This is a genomic window from Psychrobacter sp. PP-21, from assembly GCF_033790785.1.
GTDB lineage: Bacteria > Pseudomonadota > Gammaproteobacteria > Pseudomonadales > Moraxellaceae > Psychrobacter.
The window spans coordinates 107,822-123,952 of record NZ_JAMYEB010000007.1 but is presented as its reverse complement, the minus strand read 5'-3'; the positions used below and the strand labels follow the sequence as shown (position 1 = coordinate 123,952).

Sequence of the window (16,131 nt, the reverse complement as noted above, 5' to 3'; positions counted from 1 at the left end):
TATTTTATGGCTGCCGCCGTACAGCCCTGATCTGAACCCTATCGAGAAGAAGTGGGCACAGGCTAAGTTTCTACGCCAAGGGTGGATGGAGAATAATCTGCCTAAACTGTTTCAGGATATGGGCTGTTCCAGTTTTATTGTGGATTGACTATACCTTATTACACCTTGAATAATGCTGTCGCCATGACAATAAAGTAAGGCGTCGCAAACGTTATTAGCACTCGACTCAGACGATAATTTAAATGACAAACCCCTTCAAAAAATGACACTTTTGGTCAAAACCATAACAAACGATGCCTGTTACTTAACAGGGATTTGATTTAGATTTGCTTAGACGCACAAGGCAGATATACAGAATCAATTGCCTCGCTAAATAAATAGTAAGTAACCACATAAAGCACTAGTAGTCAGCAGCGAAACTATTAATAGTAAAATTATAAGTGGTAGCACAATTACAAACTTAAAACTTATTTCTGTTTTGAACCAACCACTGCATATTTTTAGTTAACCACTATCAAATAAACATTGTATTGATCTGTATTTAGCTTTTTATTTGACATATTTTCACTCCCCTTTTAGCAAATAGGAAACCCATAAACGATGGCACATGACCATATCGCAATACGCGGCGCACGTACTCATAATTTAAAAAACATTGATTTAGACATTCCACGTGATAAGTTCGTGGTAATCACAGGCTTGTCTGGCTCTGGTAAGTCTTCATTGGCTTTCGATACCCTCTATGCCGAAGGGCAACGTCGCTATGTCGAAAGCTTGTCGGCGTATGCACGTCAGTTCCTCTCGCAAATGGAAAAGCCTGAGGTTGATAGCATCGAGGGTCTCTCCCCTGCGATTGCCATCGAGCAAAAATCGACCAACCATAACCCGCGCTCAACTGTCGGTACGATTACTGAGATTTATGACTATCTGCGTTTGCTCTATGCGCGTATCGGTACACCCTACTGCCCAGAGCATGGCGAGCCGATGGTTGCACAGTCAGTCACTGAAATGGTCGATCAGGTCATGGCATTGCCAGAAGATACCAAACTCATGATCTTGGCACCGGTGATTCGCGAGCGTAAAGGTGAGCATACCGTGTTACTTGAGCAGCTGATTGGTCAGGGTTTTGTGCGCGTACGCGTCGATGGCGATGTCTATGACACCGATGAGCTGCCGACCCTCGATAAGAAGAAAAAACATACTATCGAAGTGGTGGTCGATCGCTTTAAAGTCCGTGATGATTTGGGCAACCGTGTTGCTGAGAGTTTAGAGACGGCGCTACGTTTGGGTCAAGGGCTGGTGACGCTACACTTTATGGATGGCAACCCAAAAGAAGGCGGTGACGACAACCAAGTCATGTCCGCCAAGCACTCATGCCCTGTCTGTGATCGCGCCGTACCTGAGCTTGAACCGCGTATGTTCAGTTTTAACAACCCATACGGGGCGTGTCCAAGCTGTGACGGTCTGGGCAAACGCCAGTACTTCGCGGCTGAAAAACTCATTACCCATCATGAAAAGTCACTCAATCAAGGCGCGATTAATGGTTGGGACAAACGTCATGCCTATTATTTTGGTTTGCTGAGCACTGTCTGTAAGCATTTCAAAATCGATATGGATATGCCGTGGCAGGACCTTGCCAAAAAGCATCAAGACATCATCATGCATGGCTCGGGCAAAGAAAAGCTCACCTTTAACTTTACTGATGAGCGCGGGCGCAAGACGAACAAGACCGTACCATTCGAGGGCGTGCTGCCTTACTTAGAGCGCCGTTATGCTAAAACGCAAAGTAACCTCGTGCGTGATGAGCTGGCCAAATACTTAGCTGATACCACTTGTAATGTCTGCGATGGCGCGCGTCTCAATGAAATCTCTCGCAATGTGCGTGTTGACGACCAGACCATTGCTGACATCGTCAAGCTCTCTATTGGCGACTCTGCGGAATATTATAAAACGCTAAAGATCGGCGGTCATAAAGGTGAAGTCGCCGAAAAAATCTTTAAAGAGATTAATGAGCGTTTAAACTTCCTTGTCAGCGTTGGTCTTGATTATTTGACCCTTGCACGCTCTGCCGAAACACTATCAGGCGGTGAAGCACAACGTATCAGGCTTGCCAGCCAAATCGGTGCAGGTCTCATGGGCGTCATGTACGTACTTGATGAGCCGTCAATCGGTCTGCATCAGCGTGACAATGATCGTCTGCTAAAGACCCTTACACGCTTGCGTGACTTGGGCAATACCGTACTGGTCGTTGAGCATGACGAAGATGCCATTCGCCAAGCGGATCACGTGATCGATATCGGTATCGGTGCAGGTGTACACGGCGGTCATGTCATCGCTCAAGGTACGGTCGATGACATCATGGCAAACAAAGAATCGCTCACTGGACAATATATGTCTGGCAAAAAGCGCATCGAAATTCCAGCCGTGCGTCATAAAGCCAAAACCATGGATATGGAAGTCAAAGGTAAGGCTAAAACTAAAAAAGTACCGATGACGATTGAGCTCAAAGGCGCATCAGGCAATAACTTGCACGATGTGGATTTAACTATCCCTGTTGGTATCATGACCTGTGTGACGGGCGTATCTGGTTCGGGCAAGTCAACCTTGATTAACCGCACTCTCATGCCATTGGCAGCGACGCAGTTAAACAACGCCTCAACGCTGATTGCCGACAAGTTTGAAAGCATTAGTGGTCTTGAGCACTTGGACAAGATGGTCGATATCGATCAAAGCCCTATCGGTCGTACGCCACGCTCAAACCCAGCGACGTATACTGGTGTGTTTACTCCTGTACGCGAGATGTTTGCTCAAACGCAAGAAGCGCGTGCCCGCGGTTATAAGCCTGGTCGCTTTAGCTTCAACGTCAAAGGCGGACGCTGTGAGATGTGCCAAGGTGATGGTCTCATTAAGGTTGAGATGCATTTCTTGCCTGATATGTATGTGCCATGCGATACCTGTGAAGGCAAACGCTATAACCGCGAAACCTTGGAGATTCACTACAAAGGCAAAAGCATCGCCGAAGTGTTAGAGATGACCGTTGAGGATGCGACTGAGTTCTTCTCAGCGATACCTGCGATCTATCGTCGTCTGCAAGCGCTTATGGATGTCGGTCTTGGCTATATTCGTCTCGGTCAGTCAGCACCAACGCTGTCTGGTGGTGAAGCGCAGCGTGTCAAACTGGCACGTGAGCTTGCCAAACGTGATACAGGACAGACGCTCTATATCTTGGATGAGCCAACCACGGGCTTGCATTTCCATGATATCTATAAGCTGCTCCATATCCTGCATACCCTACGCGATAAGGGTAATACCATCGTGGTCATCGAGCATAACCTCGATGTCATTAAAACGGCGGATTGGGTGATTGATCTGGGTCCTGAAGGCGGTAAAGGTGGTGGACTGATCATCGCTGAAGGCACACCTGAGGAAGTCGCAGAAGTGAAAGGTTCATATACGGGTGAATTCTTAAAGCCAATGCTGGAGCAAGGGTTAAAAGATGTGAGCTAAGACAAATTAGTGAATGATTGATAAAAGGCTACTCTTTCGGGGGTGGCCTTTTTTTGGTGTGGAAAATCAAAGATAGCTGCTATATTTTATTTTTCAAAACTACAATTGCCTTTAAAACCTGCTCACGATTTTTGGCAGCTTTCATCCATTTTGGCAAACGACTGGCTAATGAACTATTCATCCAAGTATTTACATTTGGATTACGTTGCCTATGTTTGGCTGATACAAAATTTTCTAAGTATCCCAAATGACGCTTGTTGAATGCCCACAAGTTCTCGCCCACACAATCAGTTTGCAACCATAAATTTGCGCCAAAATAACTATCCGTTGGATTTTCCTCGCCCCAATAAAAGGTTCTATGCTCAGCTAATTTTGCTTGATTATAGCCACAACTTGAACAACTCAATCGAGCCTCATCATTATGTATAGTAACGATGGCTTTAGATTGACATTTTGGGCAGAAAACCATTGTGGGATCATCTTTGGTAGGCGTGCTAATAGACAGTCTATTTTCCTCATTCTCTTGAAACCGTTGTTCATTCATAGCTTTGCCGTAATGAGAAATAGATTGAGAGCATTTATGCGTGAACACCACTGCTGGGCATCATACTTCACCCAATGTTGTATGGTAAATCTAACCCTTCGCTATCAACCATGTGCCAGCCAATCCCATAAATGAAGACCCTACTCGGTTAAATTTCTGACGCGCTTTAGGGCTTTTTAGACGTTGTTGCGCATAACTCGCCATAAAGGCATACATCATCATAGCAACAATGGCGCAGCTAAAAATCACTAGACATAGAATCGTAATATCTACGCCTGTCAGACTGGTTACTGGAAAAAAGCTCGGTAACAAGCTGATGTAGAATAAAATAACTTTTGGGTTGCTAATGGACACCAAAAAGCCTGACGTTACACTTTTTAACCCCTCATTCTTATTCTTTAACGCTACATTTCCAGTGATAATTTCACTTGGCACCGTCGTCCACATCTTGTAAGCCAAGTAAAATAAATAACCTGCACCTACAAACTTAACGATAGTAAACAGTGTATTGAAATTGCTTGCTAATGCGCTCAGTCCATAAGCTGAAAACACCATATAAATAGTATCGCCTGCGGCAAGTCCAATGATTAAGGGTAGCGCCGCCCAAGAACCTTGTGTCATGGCTTTGGCAATCGTGGCAAATACACCAGGACCCGGCGTCATGATAAATATGAATACAGCAATGATGAAGGTAAATAGCTGGATGGTGGTGATTGTCATGACAGTCCTTTATGTCTCTATTAATCCTTAAGTATAATTGATTTATTAAACATCTTTCTAGTTTAGTATGATTGTTTTAGAATACTTTTAGGCTCAAAGACGTAAGCTAATAGAAATTGTTGAAGGAGTGATAAAAGGCTACTCTTTAGGGAGTGGGCTTTTTTGTTGGGTGAGGTTTGAGTTGAAAATTTCTTTGCTGAAATTTATTAATTGGTATATTTACCCAAACATAATAGCGTTCCAAAATTGGAACTACTACCTTTGTGATATGCATCATATATCCTAAGAAGTCCTAAACTGATTCTACAATTAAAGCGAAGCGCCTTCTTAAGACAAATTGTTCTTTCTTCATTCACTTATTACTGCATAGTAAAAAATCTTAAGATGTGTTAGGTAGAATGCTATTTACTTGTTATGATGTTGGCTTTATTCTATACTATGCTTATTAATATTTTATATAGCTCAAAGTTGCATCAGTTGCTGTAACTTTAATGCTCATTAACTCTACTATCTCATTCTAGCTAGCTAATGTATAGTTATACATTAGCTAGCTATTTTTTCAATTAACTCTTATTAAACTAACATTTGTTTACAATTGGAAGTAGGTATGACTGTCTCAATTACTTGTTTTCATACTTGTGACAATCGTGGAAATAAGGAAGAAATTCTAAGCAAAGTTCCTTTCATCAGTAATTCAGGAAAAATAGAGTGGTTAGGTAAAGGCTATTACTTTTGGACTGACAGTGATTACTTCGCCCATAAATGGGGAAAAATAGAGCCTAGAAATGGTAACTATGTGATTACAAAGTTTCAGGTAGACATAGAGCATGTCGACTTTTTGGATTTAGTAGGTGACGTTGAAGCACAAAGGTTCTTTGAGAGCTTAATATATAAATACGTGAATACACTAAACATTAAGTTACGTAATGCCAAAGGTAGTTTCAACAAAGCTAAAATTCAGGAGAAGATAAGTAAAGTTGCAGTCTCAACATGTATTCAACACTTCCGGAAAGAAAATAAATTACCTTTTAAAGCTATAAAATCCCAAGATATTAATATTGAGAACCCCAAAGGTTTAAAGTATATCCATGGCGATCATAAATATGATTTTTTGCCTCTTCCTACACGACAGCAGATTGTGGTCTATGAGGAAGGTAAAGACTGTTTAAGTCCACCTCAATGGTACTTTATAAGTAAATAATTTCTTGATTTTTATTATTTAATAGCGTGTTTTTAAATGAAAAGTGTAGTTCAAATATGTGAAGTAAGCAAAATACAACTATCTTGAATAAAATATCTTAAGGTGAAATTATGAATAATAAATACGAAGCTATTTTAGAAGCTGCTACAGAGTGGCTAGACAACGTAGATGCTGATGAGTTCTTAGAAAATTTTTTGGTACTTCAAGAACAAGCTACTGGACCAACTGTACACGAATTTTTGAATGGTTCGTTTGCTCAAGAAGCTATTGGCGTTGAGAACAGTGACAGTGACTCTAAAGAAAGAGTACATATTTATGGTAATACTGTCTTAGATTGTTCAGAAACTAAGATGATTACAATTTTAGATAGTTTAAAACACGAAAAAAACTACTTTGTTGAACTGAATTATCTCAAAAGTAAGTTAAAAGTAAAGTATAAGACTGATAACAAATACTCTTATCGATTTCTCTTAGATGATACAGGTGAATCTTTAAGTTACTCAGCATAGGTATTAGCTATTAAGGAAGTTAGATGAATATTCAGCTCGTTTCAACTAAAGCTGTTCAGATTAGCCTAGATTATCTCGATTTAGAAGATAGTACTAAATTTGAAGACGAAAGCTTTTCTTTTGACTTTAATCCAATGGTTGCCGAAGGAGATGATGAGTCTAACGTCTTTTTGATTGTGTTTGTCGGAGAAATGAAAAACAATGTTGAAAAATATCAAAGTAAGGTCGTGTTTTTGACTCAATTTGAGGTTGATGAGCCTATTTCGTGTGATTTCTTGGAAGGTAATTTTGCTCTTATTAACGCTCCTGCTATTGGTTACCCCTATTTTAGAGCATTTTATTCCAATCTTCTTTTGAACGCGGGCTACAAACCATTTATTCTACCGACAATCAATTTTGTCAAATTAAGAGATGATAAGCTTAGAGAAATAAATCAATGAAATTGACATCAAGATAGATTTATAATGAAACAAAGGACAGTTTCTCTTAGTTAGGAGTTGTCCTTTATCAATTTTATTACCCAATTAAGATCTATAAACTATACCTACATTGCTAAGTCCAACAGAGTGTCAATTTACAGCGAAATAATAAGACTAACATCTAAACAAACTCCCTCTCAACATTCATTACCCTTGCATCTACCGTACGTTCTAGCTTTTCTTCAATCTGGCTACACTGCGACTCGACCTCACGTTTTGACAGTCCAACGATCACAAACGTCCATTCACTGGCATCATGGCGCGCGCGACCACCGCTCTCACAGACTGCAACGCTTGGCGTATTACCAAATCGCGCATGCAAGCCGCCCATGCGTTGGCGCTTTTCTTTTAATGAGCCGCAGCCGGGCAATGAAAACGTCACTGTCAAAATAGCGATGTGCATTTTATCCTCCTTGCCAAAAAAGCTTATACTGTATCGTATCACTTAATGGTATTTCTGATATTGTCTGCGCGTCAGCATCCAGACCCTTTATAATAGCGTATCAGTCGCCAACTAATCTGCGTATCTCGCCCATGACCTCTATCAGCTACGTAAAGCAGCAGCGTATTACTCGACTATGCGTACGCTGCGGCTTACTCCTTATGCAGTATGGCGCTGAGTCTGCCGTGGTGGTGGACTTATCCAAACGCTTGGGGCTTGCGCTAGGAATGAACAGCGTCGAATGTTCGCTGAACTTTAACGCTATCACCCTAACGACCATCTGCGATGAGCGCTGTATTACCACCACCCGAGATACGATCAATCAGAGCATCAATGTCAATTTATTGGTGCAAATTCAGCAAATCATTAATAAAACTGAAGCCACTATAGATAGTACCGACTTGATTGACCGCACAACGATTGCCTTTGATGAGTTGGATAAGACCGTGTATCCAACATGGCTAGTCAGTATATTTGTTGGTGCCTCTTGTGCCGCGTTTGCTTATTTGAACGGCGGCAGCTGGTCGATTACAGCAGTGACCTTTATCGCAGGTATGGTAGCGATGTTTACTCGTATTTACCTGTCCAAGCACCATTTCAACCCTTTTATCACCGTTATTGTGACGGCTTTTATCGCCTCGCTCATTGGGGCGACGACCTATTATTTTGATATTGGCAATAATGCTGATATTGCCGTGGCCTCTAGCGTGTTGCTACTGATTCCTAGCTTTCCACTGATTAACTCGTTATCCGATATCCTAAAAGGCTATGTCAATATTGGCGTTGGGCGCGCGGTATTTACCTATATGCTCACTTTGTCTGCTTGTGTGGGCATCGTAATGGCGCTAGTGTTACTACGCATACAGCACTGGGGGTTTTAGATGTGGTTTATTGAAACCGTTGTGCTGTCTTGTATCATTACCCTTGGGTGGACGCTGATGTTTAGCGTACCCAAACGCTATATCTTGCCGTGTCTGCTGATGACAGCGTTGGGATTTGGGCTAAAGACGGCGCTTGTTTATCAGCATGTCCATCTGGTGATCGCGAGCTTTTTTGGGGCGATGCTTGCCAGCTTTTTGGGTGTATATTTTTCTAAGAAATATACCCTACCGCCCAAAGCGCTCATCTCGCCCAGCGTCATCTGTATGATGCCGGGTATCGCCGCATACAAAGCAATGGTCAGTATGGTGCAGATTGGCTATTTTGGTTATTCAGACGAATTATTTAGCCAAATGATGGTGTATTTGTTTGAAGCGCTTTTTGTGACCTCCGCTTTGGTGCTAGGTTTGTCCATTCCGGGGCTATTGTTTTATAGACGGCGCCCCATTGTTTGATAAATGTGGTCAAGTATATAGACCCTAGCCCTAGTTATGTGCTGTCCAAAGGTAGGCTATTTGCCATACCCTCAGCACAAAAAACTTGTAAGATGGATAGCACAGATAGCATGACCCGTTATGCTGGTATCCAAAACAATACGTACAATAACTCAGTAAAGAGACCTTATTATGACCAAACATTATGACTATATCGCCATTGGTGGTGGTAGCGGCGGTATTGCCTCAATCAACCGTGCAGCAAGCTATGGCAAAAAATGCGCCATTATCGAAGCCGACCAGTTGGGCGGTACGTGTGTGAATTTGGGCTGCGTTCCCAAAAAGGTCATGTGGTATGGCGCGCAAGTTGCCGAAGCCATTCATAAATATGCGCCAGACTATGGGTTTGATGTCGATGTCCGAGATTTTGACTTCCAAAAGCTGGTACAGAGTCGTCAACAGTATATCGAAAATATCCACCGCTCTTATGACAATAACTTGGCCAAAAACGGCGTAGAAGTCATCAAAGGCTTTGCTAAGTTTGTTGATACCAATACCGTAGAGGTCAATGGTGAGCTCATTACCGCTGATCATATCTTGATTGCGACTGGCGGTCATCCTATTCGCCCAGATATCAAAGGCGCAGAGTACGGCATCGATTCTGATGGCTTCTTTGCATTGAGGCATTTGCCAAAGCGCGTGGCGATTGTGGGCGCTGGATATATCGCTGTCGAGATCGCAGGCGTGTTAAACAGTCTGGGCGCTGAAGTGCACCTGTATGTCCGTCAGCACTCACCGCTGCGTGCATTTGATCATAGTGTGGTAGAGGCTCTGCTCATAGAGATGGAGCAAGACGGTATACATTTGCATACCAACACCACCCTCACTGCTGTCAATAAAAACGAAGACGAGAGCCTGACGTTATGTAGCAAAGACGGCAGTCTAGATACGACAGACTGTCTGATTTGGGCGATTGGACGCGCACCATCGACTGACAATATCAACCTGCAAGTGACTGGCGTTGCAACTACCGAGACTGGCAAGATCAAGGTCGATAAGTTCCAAAATACCAATGTTGAAAACATCTATGCCGTTGGCGATATTATCGAAAACAGTATCGATCTGACCCCGGTGGCGATTGCCGCTGGTCGCCGTTTATCAGAGCGTTTGTTTAACAATAAACCTGATGAGCATTTGGACTATACGTTGATACCAACGGTAATCTTTACCCACCCCGCTATCGGTACGATAGGCTTGTCTGAGATTGATGCGATTGAGCATTATGGCAAAGAAAACATCAAATGCTACAAATCGACATTTACCTCTATGTACAGCGCAGTGACTCAGCATCGTCAAAAATGCATGATGAAACTGGTATGCTTGGGTGATGATGAGAGGGTTATTGGTCTACACGGGCTTGGCTTCGGTGTCGATGAGATGATTCAGGGCTTTGCTGTCGCGATCAAAATGGGCGCGACCAAAGCTGACTTTGACAATACAGTGGCTATTCACCCGACTGGTTCAGAAGAGTTTGTGACGATGCGTTGAGCGCTAAGCATCGAGCACTATTACTAATAGTCTTATGGAATATAAAAAGGGATGCCGTTTGTGCATCCTTTTTTGATGTTATCAGTCGACACCTGTATTTTTTAATATCAAAAAATACAGACAGTAAATACAAAAGAGTCACTTACTGACAGTACAATCCCAATACTGCTATGATGCGATGAATACTAACCGTTGAGAGATCACTGTGTGGCAGATGTACTTGTTTATATTGCCGATTGGCATCGGAATTATGACCTTAGCTGCAAGCCTATTGTTTTTGTTTGCTTATCTGATGTCTGATGACAATGCCACGCGCTTGCCAGCATTTAACTGGTTCAAGCGCTTGATCATTGTGGCATTTTTACTATTAAGTTTGGGGTTGTTTATGACCTTTGGACACTTTTGGGGTTAAATGAGGCCTTGATGTTATTGTCGTTTCAAGTGACTTGTTGCTAGACCTACATTTAGCTCACTATCTTTTCCAACTCCAACAGCTCCAAGTCTTCACGCTTGGGCTCGCCATTATTGCCATCGTTTGGAAACGGCATTTTATTGCCATTGAACTGATAACCGCGGCGCTGATAGTATGCCAAGAGCTCAGGACGATGACTCAAGATAGACATGGTCAGACGGCTGGGCTGGTTCTGTGACTGCAAGTGACGATCTGCAAAAGTCTCTGCCGCTTGTAAGAGGACGTTCCCTATGCCCTGCCCTTGTAGCTCAGGATGTACCGCAAACATGCCGATATAGGCTTTTTTATTAGCGTCAGCATCTATTTTGATATCGACAGCGATACAACCAAGTAGCTCGTCCGTCTCTTCTGCCTCACGCTCGCCTGTTGTTGTTTTTGGATAAACAAAGTAATAGTGGTTAGGGTCATTGATAACGGCAGCAAGCTCGGCTGACGTGGTTCTAATACCACCAATCAAATCTGCCTCGTTGGTCCAGCCTGCTGTCTCTCGGTAGCAGCGATTTAATAAGCGCTCAAGTGCAGCGATATCATCCAATGTGGCTTCACGTAGAAATACAGATTCTTTATTGGAAGAGTCTATATGTATGTTACTGTTATTTATATTATTTTCGCTCATATTAGAATTTTTCCTTTTTACTCATATAAAAAAACTGGCTTAGTTCCCTAAGCCAGTCTAAATATTAATATGTATTGCTTTGTAGTACTAGCGCGATAATACCTGCGCTTGCTCAATAATATCAAACCCTGCATTGAGCTGCGCGCGCGTTGGCGCATGGCCACGGCGCAATAGCTCAGAGAAAGCGACCAATTCTTTGTCGCGTCCGAGCGTGCTCGCTGCGCTAGCTCTTGTGTTCTCGCTGTCGTCATCGAAGTAATATTCGATATAGTCGAGCGTATCTGGCGTGCCAAATAGGATATTGTGCTCTGGGGTCTCAGCATGACCGCTATAGCGCAGGCTCTTGCCATACTGCATGGTCCAAAAGAATGGAATGCGCGCCTCTAACGAATCGACATTGTCATCACCTAATATAGCAGCTGCCGTCACCATACCGTGCTGCAATGCCACACGCCAATGCTCGATGCGCATACGGCCCATTTGATTGCTAGCTTTGGCGATGTCGCCTAGCGCATATACCCCATCGCGCAGCTGTAGATGGTCATCGACCTGTACGCCATCTGGGTCATTAACCTCGTTCAGTATCTCTGTGCGCGGTGAGACGCCAGTACCCAAGACCACGATATCGGCATCAATGTGCTCACCACTCGCTAGCGTAACACCGCCCACATGTGAAAAAGCTTCGTTATCTTTGTCTTGGTCAGCTTGACGGTCAATCTTGGTAATTTCATTGACGGTGGCATCAAATACAAAGTTGATGCCCTTTTCTTCATGCAGTTTGATCAGTGCATTACTCACAGTCTCCGATACTATATTACCCATCACGCGGTCGTCTTGCCCAATCACCGTAATAGAAGCAGTCGTACCCGCCTGTGCTAATGCAGAGGCAACCTCCATACCGATGAAGCCTGTACCAATGATTACCACGCGCTGATCATGACTGGCCGCTTTAATCAATTTGGCATCTGCCATGCTACGCAACGTGTAGACGCCATCGACATCTGCCCCAGTAATGGGCGGAATGCTAGGTGATGCACCTGTCGCCACCACCAAGAAATCCGCAGTCTCTCGCTCGCTAGTGCCGTTTTCATTTTCTATGACGATGGTCGCCTCATTGGGCAATACTTCGCTGACCGTTTGATTGAGGCGTAGCTCGATATCGTTGTCTTTGGCCCACGCTGCGCCGCCTAATAGCAGTTTATCTTCGGCCATATTGCCAGCTAAAAATGCTTTTGATAGTAAGGGGCGATTATAAGGTGCGGTATCTTCTTTGCTAATCAGTGTGATTTTGCCGCCATAGCCTCCATGACGTAATTGGTTGGCTGTCATAAATCCTGCACCGCCGCCACCGACGATAATGGTATGAGTATCTGTGAGCTGGTCGTTATCTATCGATTTTTCTATCGGAGCTGAAGTATCAACGGTCACATTATCACCGTCACTTGTGAGCTCATATTGAGTCAAACCTTCTGTTGCTATCGGCTCCAGTAACGACCCATCGCGGGTATCAAAACTTGCATGATGCCAAGGACAGACGACTCGGTTGCCGCAGCGCAGACCGTTGCCCAAATCTGCACCCGCATGCGGACACTTGCCATCAAATGCACGGAACTCATCGTCATCACGCGTGATTAAAATGATACTATCGTCTTCTTGTTTATAAGATTTCATGCCACCACTTGGAATATCAGCTTTACTAATGGTGACTGTGTTGATCATCGCCTTGGTCATAATGCTTCCTTAACAGTTATAATAATGTCCTAATAACAGCGCATTGAAAATGACCAGACCGAGCCTGACAATTTCAACTTACTCTATTGTCTAAGTATGCTATGTACTGATAGTAGCAAGACCGCATCACACACGATGTTTTTTTGTATGTTACCTGCGTTGCAAAACGTAATTGCTCACCCGATTGCTTATGTTATCCCTCTTGCTTATCACCACAAAATAAAAGACCAGATTATGACTTCTCAAGACACCTCTACTGATATCAACAATACCCCTACCTCTGCCACTCAATCTGCTACAGTTAGCGATTCAATCGACCGTTTGGATCTCACGCTTATCGATATTGCAGCGATTACTGACACTGCGAGACTGCCGCAACCTAATCACCCGCCGATACAACAAGCCACTTATAAAGCAAGTCCTGCAGATTTCGTAGTCAATGAGATATTGCCACTAGAGTTTACGGGTGAAGGCGAGCACTTGTGGCTGCATGTAGAGAAGTCAGGTATGAACACCGCGTATCTGGCAAAACTATTATCAGAGTGGGCAGACGTCCCACTGCGCGATGTGGGCTACTCAGGATTGAAAGACCGTCATGCGTTGACGACCCAGTGGTTTAGTCTGCGCATACCCAAAAAACAATTACCGCCTACCGAGTTTGCACCGATAGACGTTGGCGAGCACGAATCCGTCACTATCCTTGCTCAGCACTGGCATAACAAAAAGCTTAACCGCGGTACCCACCGTGCCAACCACTTCATTATTACCTTACGTGATATTCAATTCGCAACGCCTAATGAGGTCGATACAGTAGCGCCTGAGCAAGTACAGTCTGCTAAGCAGCATATCGAGCAGTATTTGCAGTGTATCAGTGACAGCGGTGTGCCCAATTACTTTGGTCCGCAGCGTTTTGGTTGGCAAGGCAATAACATCAAAGAAGCATTGTCTCTGTTTGCCCGTCCACCGCGCGAGCCTCGTTCACAACCAAAAAAGAGCAAACGCAAGCGTGCACCGAGAGAACAAAATACTATGGAGCTATCTGCAGCACGCAGCTTAATATTTAATGAGATACTCGCAGCGCGCGTACGGGATGAGAGCTGGAATAAAGGGCTAGCAGGTGAAGTGTTTAATCTCGATGGTTCAGGGTCTATATTTACCAGTGAAACCTTGGATGAGACGCTACGTGCACGCCTTGACAGTGGCGATATTCATCCCACTGCTGTCATGTGGGGCACTGACAATGATAAAGTCAGCAGTAGTGCCGCGGAGCGAGAAAAGGAAGTGGTTCAGCACAGCGCATTACTTAAACAGCTAGCAATGGGGTTAGAGCAGCGTGATATCAAAGCACAACGACGTGCGCTGAGACTGCCTATTGAGCAGCTAAAATGGCAGTGGTCTGACAATCAGACGCTGGTATTGGATTTTACATTGACAACAGGCAGCTTTGCGACGAGCGTATTAGCAAGTATCGTACAGCAGCTTGAGTCATGATTGACTGATGTGTAGCAGGATTTATCTGGCGGCTATTTACGTAGCCGCTATTTCTATATAGATGCTACTTGAAAGTAGCTACTAGCCATAACGACTAGCGTTTTTTATAGAGCGTGTGTGTCCCACCAGTTGTTTCATTAAGCATTTTATTGGCGCTAACGACTTGGTTGCGACCGCGATGCTTGGCTTCATATAGGGCTTTATCCGCAGCACTGATAAGCCGCTGACAGATGTCGCTTGGCAGTTTTTGCATGGATGCCATATTTTCAGCTCGTTGGGTCGCAATTGGTTTGATGAGTGGCACTGTCTCTGTTTGAGGCAATATTCTTTTTTGCAAAATGGATTTGTATGTTTTGGCGATACAGGCTCTTTCTTTATGAGTTAAGGTATACAGACCAAAGCTTGCTGTCACATTAAACTCAAACATATTATTGAGACTAATCGCCTTGTCAGCGATGCTCAATCGCAACTGCTCAGCAATCACCATAGCGCTATCATGCTGTGTGTTTGGTAGTACAATCAAGAACTCTTCACCACCATATCGGCTAATGATTGCTTCATCCGATAACGACTGGGATAGCGTCTGAGATACTTCAATCAAAACCTGATCGCCCACATCATGACCATAGTTGTCATTGATCCGTTTGAACCAATCCAAATCCAATAGCATGACGCTTAAGTCCTGATGGTCTTGTACTGTTGCTAAGGTATACTTCATCTTCTTTAGACCATAGCGGCGGTTTTTTAGCTGGGTAAGTCCGTCTTGATTGGCATGCTGCAAGGTTTCTTGTCGGCTATCATCTAGTACCAGTAGCAAAGAGCGAAACATATATACGATAAAAATTGCTTTGGGTAGCGCCAGATACAGATGCGTTGAGCGCCAAAAAAACGCTGATGAGCGCTGCACTTCACTGATGCTTTCCCACCCTAATATATTATTTTCAAAAGCAGAAGCAGCGATGGCATTTTCAATCGCCATAAGCTCGTTGTAAGTCAGGTAGTTATGTGTATCTATCAGAGGATGAATAACCGTTAACTGGCGCAGATTGGGTAAACTAACACCAAAATAAGGTACGATAATAGCCATTAGCATTAGGCTTATTTGTAGCCAAAACATCCGCCAAGCATAGCGACGCTTTATCAGCATCATCCCTAGCATCGCACCGCCGACCACTGAGACACCCGCAAACAGGCTGCTATAGCCTATGACGACGATGACAGTGGCAATATAGAAGGTATAGATCAAAACCAAGGCAATCTGCCACTCATCCAGAGCGTCGTTTTTATTCTCCGTATGCGGCAGATATTTGTACATGCACAAAAAAAACAAGCCTGTCAAACTGATACCAAACCACAACGGATACAGATAATGTATATTGACATAGCTCTCAACGGCGTCTTGTTGCAACCAAACCAACAAACACCACAGCCAATGTAGTGACACTTCCATGACAATAAATAGCGCCAACAATGACGTTCGATCCACCGCTTGCCACTCAAAAATCATTTGAGAGAGCTTTTTGTATCCAAGATGAGAGATCGATACAGCCATAAATGG

16 protein-coding genes are annotated in these 16,131 nt (G+C 43.7%); 10 read left to right on the top strand and 6 right to left on the bottom strand.

Annotation, left to right across the window (positions count from 1 at the left end):
- Window position 1 precedes the first annotated feature (1 nt).
- Window positions 2-148 carry a transposase gene (locus NJD71_RS08200; protein WP_319051483.1) on the top strand — a complete coding sequence of 49 codons (147 nt, stop codon included), beginning with the start codon at window positions 2-4 and terminating at the stop codon, window positions 146-148.
- Between the two features lie 452 nt (window positions 149-600).
- Complete coding sequence (uvrA, locus tag NJD71_RS08195; RefSeq protein ID WP_319051477.1) at window positions 601-3,507, top strand: excinuclease ABC subunit UvrA; 2,907 nt, start codon at window positions 601-603, stop codon at window positions 3,505-3,507.
- A 79-nt stretch (window positions 3,508-3,586) separates the two neighbouring features.
- Here the strand turns inward: uvrA and NJD71_RS08190 are convergent, their stop codons facing one another.
- Complete coding sequence (locus NJD71_RS08190) at window positions 3,587-4,051, bottom strand: hypothetical protein (RefSeq protein WP_319051476.1); 465 nt, start codon at window positions 4,049-4,051, stop codon at window positions 3,587-3,589.
- Between the two features lie 90 nt (window positions 4,052-4,141).
- The gene (locus tag NJD71_RS08185) at window positions 4,142-4,771 is read right to left on the bottom strand and encodes a LysE family translocator (RefSeq protein WP_319051475.1); all 630 of its coding nucleotides are present in this window, start codon (window positions 4,769-4,771) and stop codon (window positions 4,142-4,144) included.
- Between the two features lie 607 nt (window positions 4,772-5,378).
- On the opposite strand from NJD71_RS08185, the gene NJD71_RS08180 reads away from it, so the two are divergent.
- The 3 genes from NJD71_RS08180 to NJD71_RS08170 all read left to right on the top strand — a co-directional run bounded on the left by NJD71_RS08180 (window position 5,379) and on the right by NJD71_RS08170 (window position 6,921).
- Window positions 5,379-5,972: a hypothetical protein gene (locus NJD71_RS08180; RefSeq protein WP_319051474.1), complete on the top strand. Its 594-nt coding sequence runs from the start codon at window positions 5,379-5,381 to the stop codon at window positions 5,970-5,972.
- A 110-nt stretch (window positions 5,973-6,082) separates the two neighbouring features.
- Window positions 6,083-6,481: a hypothetical protein gene (locus tag NJD71_RS08175; RefSeq protein ID WP_319051473.1), complete on the top strand. Its 399-nt coding sequence runs from the start codon at window positions 6,083-6,085 to the stop codon at window positions 6,479-6,481.
- A 23-nt stretch (window positions 6,482-6,504) separates the two neighbouring features.
- Window positions 6,505-6,921 carry a protein-export chaperone SecB gene (locus NJD71_RS08170; protein WP_319051472.1) on the top strand — a complete coding sequence of 139 codons (417 nt, stop codon included), beginning with the start codon at window positions 6,505-6,507 and terminating at the stop codon, window positions 6,919-6,921.
- Between the two features lie 160 nt (window positions 6,922-7,081).
- Here NJD71_RS08170 and NJD71_RS08165 read toward each other — a convergent pair whose 3' ends face one another.
- The gene (locus NJD71_RS08165) at window positions 7,082-7,363 is read right to left on the bottom strand and encodes a DUF503 domain-containing protein (protein WP_319051471.1); all 282 of its coding nucleotides are present in this window, start codon (window positions 7,361-7,363) and stop codon (window positions 7,082-7,084) included.
- 131 nt (window positions 7,364-7,494) lie between these two features.
- Here NJD71_RS08165 and NJD71_RS08160 point away from each other — a divergent pair, with 131 nt between their 5' ends.
- From NJD71_RS08160 to NJD71_RS08145, 4 genes are all read left to right on the top strand, one after another.
- Entirely contained in the window at window positions 7,495-8,283 is a 789-nt protein-coding gene (locus NJD71_RS08160) for a threonine/serine ThrE exporter family protein (RefSeq protein WP_319051470.1), read from the top strand.
- The gene (locus tag NJD71_RS08155; RefSeq protein WP_319051469.1) at window positions 8,284-8,736 is read left to right on the top strand and encodes a threonine/serine exporter family protein; all 453 of its coding nucleotides are present in this window, start codon (window positions 8,284-8,286) and stop codon (window positions 8,734-8,736) included. It abuts the gene before it with no gap.
- A gap of 171 nt (window positions 8,737-8,907) precedes the next feature.
- Window positions 8,908-10,263, top strand: a complete 1,356-nt coding sequence (gene gorA, locus NJD71_RS08150) for a glutathione-disulfide reductase (protein WP_319051468.1) — start codon at window positions 8,908-8,910, stop codon at window positions 10,261-10,263.
- 250 nt (window positions 10,264-10,513) lie between these two features.
- Window positions 10,514-10,675, top strand: coding sequence for a hypothetical protein (locus NJD71_RS08145; RefSeq protein ID WP_319051467.1), 162 nt, complete (start codon window positions 10,514-10,516; stop codon window positions 10,673-10,675).
- A 52-nt stretch (window positions 10,676-10,727) separates the two neighbouring features.
- On the opposite strand, the gene NJD71_RS08140 is transcribed toward NJD71_RS08145, so the two are convergent.
- Both NJD71_RS08140 and NJD71_RS08135 read right to left on the bottom strand, forming a co-directional pair.
- The gene (locus NJD71_RS08140) at window positions 10,728-11,351 is read right to left on the bottom strand and encodes a GNAT family N-acetyltransferase (protein ID WP_319051466.1); all 624 of its coding nucleotides are present in this window, start codon (window positions 11,349-11,351) and stop codon (window positions 10,728-10,730) included.
- Window positions 11,352-11,438: 87 nt separating this feature from the next.
- On the bottom strand, window positions 11,439-13,082 hold the full coding sequence (locus NJD71_RS08135; RefSeq protein ID WP_319051465.1) for an FAD-dependent oxidoreductase: 1,644 nt from the start codon (window positions 13,080-13,082) through the stop codon (window positions 11,439-11,441).
- A gap of 234 nt (window positions 13,083-13,316) precedes the next feature.
- Between NJD71_RS08135 and truD the strand changes: the two genes are divergently transcribed.
- Window positions 13,317-14,573: a tRNA pseudouridine(13) synthase TruD gene (gene truD, locus NJD71_RS08130; RefSeq protein WP_319051464.1), complete on the top strand. Its 1,257-nt coding sequence runs from the start codon at window positions 13,317-13,319 to the stop codon at window positions 14,571-14,573.
- A gap of 94 nt (window positions 14,574-14,667) precedes the next feature.
- Here truD and NJD71_RS08125 read toward each other — a convergent pair whose 3' ends face one another.
- Window positions 14,668-16,125: a GGDEF domain-containing protein gene (locus NJD71_RS08125; protein WP_319051463.1), complete on the bottom strand. Its 1,458-nt coding sequence runs from the start codon at window positions 16,123-16,125 to the stop codon at window positions 14,668-14,670.
- Between the last annotated feature and the right edge of the window lie 6 nt (window positions 16,126-16,131).